This window comes from Brevundimonas sp. TWP1-3 (assembly GCF_049896085.1).
Taxonomy (GTDB): domain Bacteria; phylum Pseudomonadota; class Alphaproteobacteria; order Caulobacterales; family Caulobacteraceae; genus Brevundimonas.
Genome location: NZ_JAFCTP010000002.1, coordinates 239,271 through 251,873 on the forward strand (window position 1 = coordinate 239,271; position 12,603 = coordinate 251,873).

Annotated in this window: 8 protein-coding genes; 2 read left to right on the forward strand and 6 right to left on the reverse strand. The window is 65.1% G+C overall.

Annotation, left to right across the window (positions count from 1 at the left end):
• Positions 1-7 precede the first annotated feature (7 nt).
• The 6 genes from gspF to ACP693_RS13185 all read right to left on the reverse strand — a co-directional run bounded on the left by gspF (position 8) and on the right by ACP693_RS13185 (position 10,180).
• Positions 8-1,225 (reverse strand): type II secretion system inner membrane protein GspF, encoded by a 1,218-nt coding sequence (gene gspF, locus ACP693_RS13160; RefSeq protein WP_426020061.1) that lies wholly within the window; start codon positions 1,223-1,225, stop codon positions 8-10.
• Complete coding sequence (gene gspE, locus ACP693_RS13165; RefSeq protein ID WP_426020062.1) at positions 1,225-2,778, reverse strand: type II secretion system ATPase GspE; 1,554 nt, start codon at positions 2,776-2,778, stop codon at positions 1,225-1,227. The genes gspF and gspE overlap by 1 nt, the downstream gene beginning before the upstream one ends.
• On the reverse strand, positions 2,775-4,892 hold the full coding sequence (gspD, locus tag ACP693_RS13170) for a type II secretion system secretin GspD (RefSeq protein WP_426020063.1): 2,118 nt from the start codon (positions 4,890-4,892) through the stop codon (positions 2,775-2,777). Before gspD ends, gspE begins: the two co-directional genes overlap by 4 nt.
• Positions 4,889-5,695: a type II secretion system protein N gene (locus ACP693_RS13175; protein WP_426020065.1), complete on the reverse strand. Its 807-nt coding sequence runs from the start codon at positions 5,693-5,695 to the stop codon at positions 4,889-4,891. Before ACP693_RS13175 ends, gspD begins: the two co-directional genes overlap by 4 nt.
• A gap of 236 nt (positions 5,696-5,931) precedes the next feature.
• Positions 5,932-8,580 carry a TonB-dependent receptor domain-containing protein gene (locus ACP693_RS13180; protein ID WP_426020066.1) on the reverse strand — a complete coding sequence of 883 codons (2,649 nt, stop codon included), beginning with the start codon at positions 8,578-8,580 and terminating at the stop codon, positions 5,932-5,934.
• Between the two features lie 82 nt (positions 8,581-8,662).
• The gene (locus tag ACP693_RS13185; RefSeq protein ID WP_426020068.1) at positions 8,663-10,180 is read right to left on the reverse strand and encodes a hypothetical protein; all 1,518 of its coding nucleotides are present in this window, start codon (positions 10,178-10,180) and stop codon (positions 8,663-8,665) included.
• Positions 10,181-10,648: 468 nt separating this feature from the next.
• On the opposite strand from ACP693_RS13185, the gene dusA reads away from it, so the two are divergent.
• Together dusA and ACP693_RS13195 are read left to right on the forward strand one after the other, a co-directional pair.
• Positions 10,649-11,680, forward strand: a complete 1,032-nt coding sequence (dusA, locus tag ACP693_RS13190) for a tRNA dihydrouridine(20/20a) synthase DusA (protein ID WP_426020070.1) — start codon at positions 10,649-10,651, stop codon at positions 11,678-11,680.
• Positions 11,681-11,740: 60 nt separating this feature from the next.
• A complete protein-coding gene (locus ACP693_RS13195; RefSeq protein WP_426020072.1) occupies positions 11,741-12,409 on the forward strand; it encodes a hypothetical protein in 669 nt (222 codons plus the stop codon).
• Positions 12,410-12,603: the final 194 nt, after the last annotated feature.

A 12,603-nucleotide genomic window follows, 5' to 3' on the forward strand; every position in this document is an offset into this window, starting at 1 on the left:
CAACTCCTCACCCCATCGCCAGGGTATTGATCTGAAGAATAGGCAGCAGGATCGACAGCACGATCAGGCAGACGATCCCGCCCATGATGACGATGATCGCCGGCTCCAGCAGGCTCAGCATCACGGCCGTGAACGTCGCGAACTCGCGCTCAAGATAGTCGGCGGCGCGGTCGAGCATGGGCTCCAGCCGCCCGCTGCTCTCGCCGGAGGCGGTCATGTAGACAAGAATAGGCGGGAAGACGTCGGCCCAGCGCATGGCGCTGGACAGACCGCCGCCTTCGCGCACCGTATCCGCCATCGTCTCGGTCGCGCGCCTCAGGGCCCGGTTGGACACGGTGCGCGCCGTAATGGTCAGCCCCTCCAGAACCGGAAGCCCTGCGGCGATCATCGTCGACAGCGTCCGCGCCATCTTGGCGCCGTGCAGATCGCGGGTCAGTCGCCCGACCAGCGGCAACCGAAGCTGAAGGCGGTCGATTGTCAGCCTGAAGCTTGGGTTTCGCCACATCGCGGCAAAACAGACCGCCCCGATGGCGATGACGAGCGCGAGCAGCCAGCTCCAGTTTTGCATCAGCTCCGACACCCCGATCACCAGGCGCGTCAGCAGCGGCAGGGTCTGCCCCATACTGTCGAACTGATCCACGACCTTGGGAACGACGAAAGTCATCAGGGCCCCGATGACGCCCAGCGCGACGACGGCCAGGACGAGCGGATAGACCAGAGCGGTGATCACCTTGCCCCGGACCTGTTCGTCCAGTTCGAGCCTGTCGGCCAGACGTTCAAGGATCGACTGGAGCGCGCCGGACGTTTCGCCGGCCGAAACCATCGCGCGATAGAGCGGTGGAAAGGCCCTGGGTTCCAAAGCCATCGCGTCCGACAGACGCCGTCCGCTCATCACCCCGCCGTGCACGGTCTCCAGGATCATTCGCACCATGGGCCGGTCCGCCTGAAGGGCGATGGTGCGCAAGGCCTCTTCAATGGGCGCGACCGAAACCAGGGTCGCCAGTTGCCGGGTCGTGAGCGCCAGGGCCTTCGAACTCAACCGCCCCGGCTTGCCCGAAGGCGCGCGATCGACACGAGACGCCGCGCCGGTCGAGGGCGCGATGTCCAGGGGAACAAGTCTCTTTCGACCCAGCGCCTTTCGGACAGCAGCGTCGTCCGACGCCGCCACGGCGCCCGTGACGGTCCTGCCCTCCGCATCCACGGCCACATAGTCGAACAAGGCCATCAGGCCGCGACTCCCTGTGACGACATCGGGGGCTCAAGATGAGCGGCGTCCTGCTGCGTTTCCTGCCGGGCGACCCGCACGGCTTCCTCGACCGAGGTGACGCCGGCGGCGACAAGTTCTCGGGCGCTCTGGCTCAGGGTGCGCCCTCCCCGCTCCGGCGCCGCAAAGGCGATGGCGGCGATCGCTTCTTCTCCGGCCTCGGAGGCGATCAGACGGCGGACGCGATCATCCACGCGGATCAGCTCGTAGAGGCCCGTCCGTCCGACATAGCCCGTTTGATTGCATCGCGCGCAGCCGTGCGGACGCCAGACCGTTTGACCGATCGCAAGTCCCGCCAGTTTCGCGGTGGCGACATCCGCCGGCTCCGGGCGTCGGCACTCTTCGCATAGCCGTCGCACCAGCCGCTGAGCGACGATCAATCGCAGGGTCGAGGCCAACAGGAAGGGCTCCACGCCCATGTCGCGCAGGCGGGTGATGGCGCCCGCAGCATCGCTGGTGTGGACCGTGGTCAGGACCAGATGGCCCGTGAGGGCGGCCTGAACGGCGATGCTGGCGGTTTCGGCGTCGCGGATTTCACCCACCATGACGACATCGGGATCCTGGCGCAGGATGGCGCGAAGTCCGGCGGCGAAGGTCATTCCCACCTTGGTGTTGACCTGGGTCTGGCCGACGCCGTCGATCGCATATTCGACCGGATCTTCGACGGTCAGAATATTGCGGGTCGTGTCGTTGAGCAGGGTGAGGCCAGCATAGAGACTGGTCGTCTTGCCCGAGCCGGTGGGTCCGGTCACCAGTATGATTCCGTTGGGCTCCGCCAGGGCCGCGCGAAAAGCCTCAAGCACCAGCGGGTCCATGCCCAGCCGGTTCAGATCCAGGTCGGCCTGCGCCTTGTCGAGGATCCGCAGCACCACTCTCTCGCCGCCACGCGAAGGCAGGGTCGAGACGCGAACGTCCAACGTCTTGCCGCCGAGCGTCAGCGGGATCCTGCCGTCCTGGGGCACACGTTTTTCGGCGATGTCCAACCGCGCCATGACCTTGATGCGCGATACCAGAAGAGGCGTGATCCGGGGGTTCAGACTCAGGGCCTCGCGCAGCACGCCGTCCACCCTCATGCGGATCGTCAGAGCGTTCTCGAACGGCTCCAGGTGGATGTCCGAGGCGCCCGCACGCACCGCCTCGGCGATGACGCCGTTGATCAGCCGGATCACGGGCGCGTCGTCGGCGGTGTCCAGAAGGTCGGCGGCGGCCGGCATGTCGTCGATCAGACTATCCAGTCCTCCTGGCATGCCCCTGCCCGGCAGACCCAGGTCGTCGCCGTCGCCGGCCACCAGCGAGTCGCCCGCATAAACCTGCGACAGATGACGATCGAACGTCGCCTGATCCATGTGTTCGATCTTGAGCGGACGCCCCAGCGCACGCCGCGCCTCTATGAGACCTGCCGGGTCGGCGCCCTGCCTGAGACCGACCAGGGCGACCTCGCCGGCGTCGAGCAGGATCACGCCATTCCGCTTGGCGAACCCATAAGGCAGCGTCGGATTGACCCGAGTGATCATGGTCGCCCACCGGGCGGTGGAGCGCCATCCACGACAGGCTGCAGGGGCGCCCCTGCGACCGAACCGACAGGCGCGGCCCCGACAGGGATGTGTTCGGGCGGCGTGGCGCGCATATATTCGCGCAGCATTTCGTCCAGGCTCGGCTCAGCGCCGGGCGTCGCATTGAGCTGCTGCTGGCGCATATAGCCCCAGCGGTCAGCGGCCAGCCTCTGGGCGTCGCTCTCCGACCTCACGATCGTCGGGCGGATGAAGATCATCAGATTGGTGCGGCCCCGCTGACGGCTGGTCGATCGGAAGAGGGCTCCGATCCCCGGCAAGTCGCCCAGTCCTGGGACCTTGTCGACCGACAGCCGGTCATTCTGGTCGAGCAGGCCGCCCGCCACCGCGATGGCGCCGTCGTCGACGACCATGGTGTTCTCCAACTCACGCTTGTTGAGCACGAGATCGGACGAAGAGTTGGTCAGCACGCCGTTGATGCTCGACACCTCCTGACGCACATGCAGGGTGATCGAGCCGCCTGCATTGATCTGGGGGCGAACCGTCAGCTTGACGCCGATGTCCTGGCGCTGGGTGGTGCGGAAGGGGTTGGAGTTGCCGTCGAGCAGGGTCTCGCCGGTCGTGATCGGCACCTCCTGCCCCACCAGGATCGTGGCTTCCTCATTGTCCAGCGTCATCAGCGAAGGCGTCTGCAGCAGGTTGGACCCTTCGTCGGTCTTCGCCGCATTGATGATGAAGCCGAACAGGCCGTCGCCGATACGGCCGCCGCCGCCGCCGACAAAACCGTTCGCGCCGAGCAGGCTGTTGAGCGCAAGCCTCTGCAGCTGATCGCGGATGGTCGCATCCTTTGGATCGTCCAGCTGACCCGCGGCCGCGCCCCCTGCGATCGGCACCAGGGGCGTCGACCGGTTGGGATAGTTGGTCAAGCCCGCCGGATTGCCGTCCTCACCCGCCAGCACCCATTGGACGCCAAGCTCGCGCACCGCCGTGTCGCTCAGTTCGACCACGATCGCCTCGATCAGCACCTGCTGACGACGGGCATCGAGCTGACGGATCACCTCGGCCAGCATCCGTTGCGTATCCGCAGACGCCGAAATCACCAGGGCGTTGGCGCCGGGGAAGCGCGCGATCGTCGCCTTCTGGCCAGGCAAGACGGTCGTCGGCGCCGAAGCGGGAGCCTCGACGGGCGCCGCCTGACCGATCCCGCCAGACCCTCTTTGGCTCGCAGGCGTGGCGTTGGCGCTGGCGGCCGTCACCTGCTGGCCGACGATCTGCTGCAGGACCGGAAGCAACTGCTCCGCATTGGCGTGTTCGAGGAAGACGACCTTGACGTCGTCGGCCGATTGGGCCCGCCGGTCGAGGTCTTCTATCAGGGGGCGGATGCGCGCCACGGCGGCGGGATCGCCACGCAAGATGACGGAGTTGGAGCTCTCGACGGGGGTCACGGACACCATGCCCTGCCCGGGCTGCCCGCCAGGCGGGGTGAGAACCGTCTGAAGGACGGCCGCGATCTCACGGGCGGAGGAGTTTTCCAGCGTCAGGACGTCGAAGCTGGCGCGATCCACGTCGATGCGCGCGATCAGGGCGCGGATACGGGTCAGGTTGTCGGCGAAGTCCGCGACCACCACGCTGTTGCCGGCGGGATTGGGCAGGACCTGGCCTTGCGCTCCCACCAGCGGCCGGATGGTTTCCGCAGCCGAAGCCGCATCAATGTTGCGAAGCTGGAAGACTTCGGTCGAGAACCGTTCGGTCCCGACGGTCGACGGCCCCTGGGCCGCACCGGTCGCAGGACTGATGCGATAGCCGCCCGACCCCGTCGGCGTCACGACCAGGCCGTTGGCGCGCAGGGTCGACAGGAAGACCTCGAACAACTCGGCCCGGCCAAGGGGCCTGTCGCTGGTCACCGTGACGGTCCCCGTCACCGCAGGATCGACGATGAAGGTGCGCCCGGTCATACGGGCGACATCCTGAATGAAGGCGCGGATGTCGGCGCCCTGGACGTTCAGGGTTTGCCGGCCGGCGGATTGGGCCACGGCGGGCGCCGCCGTCAGCGGACCCTGAGCCAGCAAGATCGCCGAGAGAACGCCGGCAAGGAAGGTCGAACTGCGTCGGTTCACCGAGTTGTCCTTATGGTGGTCGTCTGCACTTGCCCGGCCCGTTCGAAACGGACCTCGGCATTGGCGCTGTTGGCGAGTTGGCCCCGAAGAGCGGCGATCCGGTCGAGGCCGGTGAGTTCATTGCCGTTGACGGACAAGATCACGTCGCCGGCCTGAAGACCTGCTGCGGCCAACTGGTCTCCGGAGCCCGAGACGGTGAAGCCCTTGATGGCCATGCCCTGCATCCGGGGACGCAAAGAGGCCTGGGCCATCAGTCTGGACGGATCAACGGCGGCTGCCGGGGCGGAGGGCGCGGACGCGGGCGCCGCGGGACCGACGACCTGCTCGCCCGGCGGCGGCGGCGGCGGAGGCGGCGCCCCGACCGGGACTTCGGAGAAGACCAGTCGGCTGACGGACAGGCCCCGCGCCAAGGTGACGTAGTCCTGTCCGACCTCCTTGAGCACCAGACCCGGCTCGACTTCCTCGCCGACGTCCACGGAAACCTGACGCCCGTCGGCCAAGCCGATGATCGCCGACCCGTCGCCCGCGCCGCCGCTGCGCACGCCGAACAGGCGAAGCTGGGCCGTGTCTGCATTGGTCACATCCGCCAGGCTGCTCAGGCCGCCCGTGCGGAAGAAGGCGTCGAAACGCTGAAAGACATTAAGGTCGGCCGGCTTTATCGGCGCCTGCGCGAGCGGCGCCATGGACGGCGCCTTCGGATCGACGACGATCCAGACCAGAAGTCCGGCCTGAAGCAGCAGCAGGCCGATCAGGACAGCCTCGACCACCACCCGCAGATGCGCGGCGCGATCGGGACCGCGCACCGACTGCGCAGTCGCGGATGTCCATTGGCGGAGTTTAGAGATCACGTTTGCGCGCCCGACACTCGCCGTCGCGTCCAATGCGCGCGGCAAGATCACGCTCCTAGACCAATCGGCGTAAGGCGGCTTCACTGGTATGCGACAACCGCGAGAACCTCGCGTGACACTTGCGGGGGCTGCGGATGAAATGTCTTAAAAACGTCAGGGGCCGATACGGGATCGACCCCTGACAGACTGTTCTAGAAGCGCGCGGTCAGGCTGACCGAGGCGCTGGATCCGAGATCGTAGTTGTTGATCCGGATCTTGCGACCCTGCTCCTGATATTCGTCGTAGTCGGTGCCGAGGAGATTGCGCAGCTCGATGGCGAGACCCAGGTCCTGCCCGATCACGGTGAAGTCCTTGCGATACACCAGGTCGAGAAACACACCCGGATCCTGAATCAGATCCGGCTCGCCGGGACGGCCACGCGCCGAGGTGCGCTCGGAGACGTAGTTCACGATGATGGTCGCTTGCGACTTGGCCGCGTCGTCTTCCCAACCGAACTGAAGATTGGCGACGTGGTCCGACTGGCCCTGCAGGCGGCTTCCATCAATGACATAGAAGGAGGCCGGTTGGGCGACGCCGAGGCTGGACTGGGTCGTGACGGTGTCGCCGTCTTCGACCTTAACCTCGGAGTTGGAGTAGGTGTAGTTGCCCGAGACCAGCCAACGCTTGCTGGCGATGAACGGCAGGCCGTTGTCCGGGAACTCCCAGAACTTCTTGGCCTCCAGTTCGACCCCTTTGACGATGGCCTTGGGGGCGTTGATGAAGGTCTGGGAAATGCTGGCGCCCTGATCGACGACGCTGGATTCAACCGGCTTGTCCAGATCCTTGTAGAACAGGCCGAACGTCACATACTGGTTACGGGCGAGATACCACTCGTAGCGCGCATCCAGGTTCAGGAACTCGGTGTTCACCAGATAGGGGTTGCCGATGAAGGTCCTGTCGCTTTCGACGTCCGTATATTGCTGCGGCGCCAGTTCGCGGAACTGAGGCCGTCCGATGGTCTTGGACGCGCCGAACCGCAGTTGCATGTCCTCGGCGAAGTTCCAGGTCACCGTCGCCGCCGGCAGCACGTAGCTTTCGTCGATTTCGGTCGGAAGGAAGCCGGTCGCGGCGCCGAACAGGTCGAACGGATTGACGCTCTGCTTGCCGTCCTCGAAGCGGACGCCGAGGTTCAGGTTCACCAAGGGGATGACCTCGGCCTCGACCTGACCGTAGACCGCATTGACCCTCAGATTTGCATCATAGGCCGAGGCGCCGTTCGAGCCCGTGATTTCTTCCAGCTGCAGCGTGGAGCCAATGTTGAAATCCGAGAACAGATAATCGACGCGCGAAAGCTGCTGTTCGGGGGTCAGGCCGTTCGGGGCGATCAAGTGCAGGAGGCGCTGCTGCGACGAACGATCGTTGTCGCTGCTCGCCACGCCCAAGGTGAACTTGGCTTCGCGCGCTTCCGAGAGCGGCAGGGTGTAGCTGACGTCCGCGCCGCCCGAGACGATGGTGTCGTCCAGATTGCTGAACGAGATCCGGTTGGCCTGGAGATTGTGGATGATGTCGCCGGCCGCGTTCTTGCCGTAGCCAAACTGGGTCTCATACGGCGCGTCGCGCGATGTCTTGGCGTAGGCCGCACGCCAGGTGAAGTCCCAGGCGCCTGCCGTGTGATCGCCGGACAGCTGGGTCGTGAAGAGCTGACGGGCGAACCATTCCGTATAGTCGGTGCGGCGATAGGCGCCGCCGCCCAGATCGTCGAAACCAGCGACCGAGCGGGCTTCCTTGGTGACGTTTCGGACGTAGAAATTGGTCCACTTGATCTCGTTGTCGTCGTTCGCCAGGCTCAGAGAGCCGAACAGATTGAGACCGATGTTGTTCTCGTTGGAACGGAACACATAGTCGTCGGCCAGAACCAACTGACCGCTGTCGATCCGGCCGGATTGCCGCACGCCTTGGCGACCCTTCCAGCTGTTGTCGTATCCAGCGACGAAGACCGCGCCTAGGGAACCCCACGGGGTGTCCATTGCGTTTCCGCCGGTCAGGCTGAAGCCGAGGTTCGCCGGGGTTTGCTCTTTCTGTAGAAGTCGCAGCGGAGCGTTTTCCAGCGACTGGCCGAGGGTCCTGAGCTGGTCCGCCGTATAGTTGGGGCCGGCCTGGATCCGATTGCCCGACCTGAACGCTAGGTCGATGCCGTCCGGAAGGCTGCGGGTGCCGTCGTCAAAGCCCGTGAAGTCCGTGCGCGATCCGTAATAGATCAGGTTGTTGCGGCCGGTAAACTCCGTGTCCGCACCCACCGAAGCCTTCATCGTGAAGAAGGGCCGCGTCGGCGTCGACAGGGTCTGCAGGTCGATGACGCCGCCGCCGAATTCACCGGGGAAGCTGGCGGAATAGGTTTTCTGAACGGTGACGCCCTTCAGAATGTCCGACGGGAAAAGGTCCAGCGGGATCACGCGTTGCAGCGGCTCGGGGCTGGGAAGCGGGGAACCGTTCAGCAGCGCCGAGGAATAGCGCTCGCCAAGACCGCGAACATAGACGAACCGGCCTTCGACGACCGACAGGCCGGTGACGCGGGTCAGGGCCGCTGCGGCGGTGGAATCGCCCGTACGCTGCAGGTCCTCGGCCGTGAGGAAGGCGGCCACCTCAGGGCTGGCGCGGTTTGGCTCGGGGATGAAACGGCCGAGAACCACGATCTCATCGACGGTGGACGGCGTCTGATCGACGTCGGCCTGCGCCTGCGCCGCAGGAGTTTGCTCGACCGGGGCGGACGGGATTTCAGTTTGTGCGGATGCGACGCCAGGCGCGACCATCGCGCTTGTGGCTAGCAAGACCCCTGTCAGGGTCAGAGTAAGAGTCTTCATGATCTGCGCCTTGAAGGGGGTGTGACGAAAGCAGGCGAAATGGGACGAGGACCCGACCGGGTCCCCGTCCGCCTTTTCGTCATCAGCAGGTCGAACCGGCCGCCAGGCCGCAGGTCCAGCCGAGGTACCAGGTGTCGGCCGCGTTCCTGACGGCGCCGATGTAGGTGACCGAGGTGAAGAACGGATACAGCGCCGGTGCGTTGGCGGCCGTGACCGCCGTCTCGTTGGCGCCGTTGATGAAGCTCAGATTGGTATTCGCCATGGTCGCGCCCGCCGGTGCCGTCATCGTCGACGTGCCAGCCGCGGTGTTGTTGACGTTGGTGGCGTTGATGAAGACCGCCTCCGTCGCAGCGGCGTTCACGTTGCTGTCGTTTTCATAAGGACGCGAGCAGGCGAAGTAGACCGAGCGGAAGATCGGCGCGTTGGTCACCGTCTGCGCATCGTCGATGTCCAGGCAGGCCGCCGCCGAGGTCGTCGGGTTGGTGAAGACCGAGTTGATGATCGACGGCGAGGTGCCGGTGTTCAGAGTGATGATCGCATCGGCGGCCACCGCGGCGTTGCGGCCCACGATCGTGAAGTTCGAGATCTTGGGCTGGGCGAAGTAGCTCGTGCCCGACGGCGCGGCCGACCATTCGAAACCACGGCTGCCGTTGGTTACGGCCGTCGGCCTCTGAGTGACGATGGCGAACTGCGCGCCGCCGCGCCAGCCGGTGTCGGTGTCCAGTCCATCATCGTCGGCGCCGTTAATCACCAGATAGCTGAGGTTGACGTTGCCGCCGAAGATTTCGATGCCGTCGTCCGACGAGTTGTAGGACTGGAAGTGATCGACCGTGGTGCCCGAGCCGACGCCGGCCAAGGTCAGGGCTTGCAACTCATTGTTCGGCGAGATTTCGAAGCCGGAATAGTTGACCTGAACATAGCGCAGGCGGCCCGAGTTATCGGCCGGGCTGTTGCCGCCGTAGTTGGCGCTGGTGCCTTCGATCTGACCGACGCAGGCTGCGTTCGGCGCCGTGACACCCACCGGGCAGACGGCGGTCGGCGCGCGACCGGCGATGACCAGACCACCCCATTGCCCCTGCGACGACGCGGTCGTCGTGCCTTCGACGTTCTGCCGGCTCGTGAAGATGATCGGGCTGGTCGCGGTGCCTTCGGCGAAGATTTGCGACCCGCGATTGACCAGCAGATAGTCGGTTCCGCCCGAGGCGAAGATCTTGACGCCCGCTTCGACGGTCAGGATGCCCTGGGTCGAACCGGCGGTCGGAGCGGCGGCGTCGGGACCCCGATCGGTGCCGACTTCGGTACGGCCGGAGATCGAATAGATGGTGCCCGCGCGCAACGGCACGGTCAGCGCGCCGAGGATTTGCTGGGGAAGCTGGCAGACGCGCAGGGTGCCGTTCGCGATCAGACCGACATTGGCGAAGCCCGTGGGGCAATCGGTCGCCGGCGTGCCGTTGCCGGGAGCCGGAGTGGTCGGGCCGCCGCCACCGCCGTTGCCGCCGCCGAAGTCCCCTTCGCCAGGCGAAGCCACCTCGGCCGAGCCGCAGGCGGAGAGGGCGAGAACGCAGGTTCCAGCCAATAGAATGTTGTTCAAGCGAAGCATCGAGATCCCCTGGAAATATGCACGGGCCACTGCGCATCAGTCTGACGCAGTCCAGCACCCCTTCCGCCGGGTCTATGCTTTTATTGTAATAGACTCATGACATCCGGACTTCTTATTGTTTAATCGTCTTCATGCGGACGGTTTTGGGATTTTTCCAAGCCGAATGATCGTTGGAAGTGTGCGGAATATTCTGCCAACATTAAGGAAGAGAGCAAATTTACTTAATCCGTAGCCTTTGCAATATTCATAAATTTGTAAAAATACACGCTGACTAACCACAATCGGAGTGAACCTGAACGTGTCCCTTACGCCGAACTTTGGTGCGCCCCCGACCTGACCTGCGGATCAAAGCCATGTTCTGGGTGCAGAAAGGGTGGACGGGGTTGTCGCGGAAGGGCGAAAAGCGTCGAAGAAGCGCGTAGAAGCGTACGTAAGCACCGTCAACCAACGCCCTGAAGTTGCATAAAAATGCCGTTAGAACAAGCGCGTAGACTGTCCGTGGCGCCAATGATGGACTGGACCGACCGGCATTGCCGGGCGTTTCACCGTGCGCTGACGACACGCGCCTTGCTCTATACCGAGATGGTGACGGCGCCGGCGGTGTTGCATGGGGATCGCGAGCGGCTGTTGGGGTTCGATGCGCTGGAGCATCCGGTGGCGCTGCAACTGGGCGGGTCGGATCCGGCGCAGCTGGCCGAGGCGGCGAAGGTTGGGCAGGCGTTTGGTTATGACGAGATCAATCTGAACGTCGGATGCCCGTCCGACCGGGTCCAGTCGGGCAGGTTCGGCGCCTGTCTGATGCGCGAGCCGGAGCTGGTTGCGGACTGTATGGCGGCGATCCGCGAGGCGGTGAGCGTGCCCGCGACCGTCAAATGCCGCATCGGCGTGGACGATCAGGATCCGGCGGTCAGCCTGTTCGCCACCGTGGACGCCTGCGCCGCCACAGGCGTGGAGGTCTTCATCGTCCATGCGCGCAAGGCCTGGCTGAAGGGTCTGTCGCCCAAGGAGAACCGCGACGTGCCGCCGCTGGACTATGATCTGGTGCGCCGGCTGAAGCGCGAGCGGTCGCATCTGAACATCTCGATCAACGGCGGCATCGCCTCCCTGGACGAGGCCGAGGCGCATCTGGACGACGCCGATGGGGTCAAGCTGGACGGGGTCATGCTGGGCCGCGCCGCCTATCACGAGCCGGCCATCCTGGGTCAGGCCGACCGTCGCCTCTATGGCGAAGCCGTCGCCGACACCGACGCCTTTGCGGCCCTGGATCGCTATCGGCCCTATATGGCCGCGCGCCTGGCCGAGGGGGTCGCCCTGCCCGCCATGGCGCGACACATGCTGGGCCTGATGCACGGTCGCCCCGGTGCGCGCGCCTTCCGGCGCATCCTGACGGTCGAGGCGATCCAGCCCGGCGCCGGGCTGGAAGTGCTGGACCGCGCCGTCGAGGCTGTGCGCGAGGCCGAGGCGCGTCGGGACACGCCACACGGAGAATGGGCGGCGTAACCCAATCTTCAGGGCCGTTCGTCAGGATAAGCGCGAACCCTCCCCTATTGGATACGCGCCATGAAAACCCTGCTCATCGCCGCCCTCGCTGCGGCAGTCCTGCCCGCGACCTCGGCTCTGGCCCAAGAGGACGGGCGTTTCGCGGTCGGCGCCCAGGTCGGCACGCCGGGCGTCGGTCTTCAGGCCCAGTTTTCCCTCAGCCCCGTCGTCGTGCTGCGTGGCGGCTATGACGTGCTGAACTGGGATCGCGACCAGACCTACAAGGGCATCGATTACGACGCCAAGATCGACTTCAAGTCGCCCGGCGCCTTCGTGGACGTCCATCCGTTCCGCAACGGGTTCCTGATCTCGGGCGGGGCCTATTTCGGAGATCGCAAGATCGATCTGGACGCCACGCCCACGGGTAACGTCGACGTCGGCGGCGCGACCTTCACCCCGGCCCAGGTCGGGACGCTGACGGGGCGTATCGATCTTGAAAGCACTGCGCCCTTCGTCGGCTTGGGTTACGACAACACATTCACGCGCGGCGGTCGCGTAGGCTTCCGCATCCTGGCCGGCGCGGCCTTTGGAGATTCGCCCCAGGTCAATCTGGATGCGCGCGGCGGAACCCTGTCCAACGATCCGATCTTCCGCGCCCGGCTGGATCAGGAAGAGCAGGAAATTCAGTCCGAAGCCGACGATTACAAGGTCCTGCCCGTCGTCCAAGCAGGTCTGAACTTCAAGTTCTGACGACAAAACCCGTCCCCAGCTTGCTACGCTGGCGCGCAAGCTGGGGATGGATATATCATGAAAAACAAGGCATTAACTTAGAAACAAATCGTAACGCAAAGCGCGCTGAACGATTTGGCCGCTTTCTCGCCACAAGTTAACGCGACAAGGCGGGCGCCGGCGGCGTTGGGAGCCGGTGTCTCCTGAGCGAAACT

What these genes read in the sequence shown, in the direction of transcription:
- ACP693_RS13185 (WP_426020068.1), bottom strand. Translation starts at nt 10,180, where the DNA reads ATGCTTCGCTTGAACAACATTCTATTGGCTGGAACCTGCGTTCTCGCC.
- ACP693_RS13180 (WP_426020066.1), bottom strand. Translation starts at nt 8,580, where the DNA reads ATGAAGACTCTTACTCTGACCCTGACAGGGGTCTTGCTAGCCACAAGC.
- ACP693_RS13195 (WP_426020072.1), top strand. Translation starts at nt 11,741, where the DNA reads ATGAAAACCCTGCTCATCGCCGCCCTCGCTGCGGCAGTCCTGCCCGCG.
- gspE (WP_426020062.1), bottom strand. Translation starts at nt 2,778, where the DNA reads ATGATCACTCGGGTCAATCCGACGCTGCCTTATGGGTTCGCCAAGCGG.
- gspF (WP_426020061.1), bottom strand. Translation starts at nt 1,225, where the DNA reads ATGGCCTTGTTCGACTATGTGGCCGTGGATGCGGAGGGCAGGACCGTC.
- dusA (WP_426020070.1), top strand. Translation starts at nt 10,649, where the DNA reads ATGCCGTTAGAACAAGCGCGTAGACTGTCCGTGGCGCCAATGATGGAC.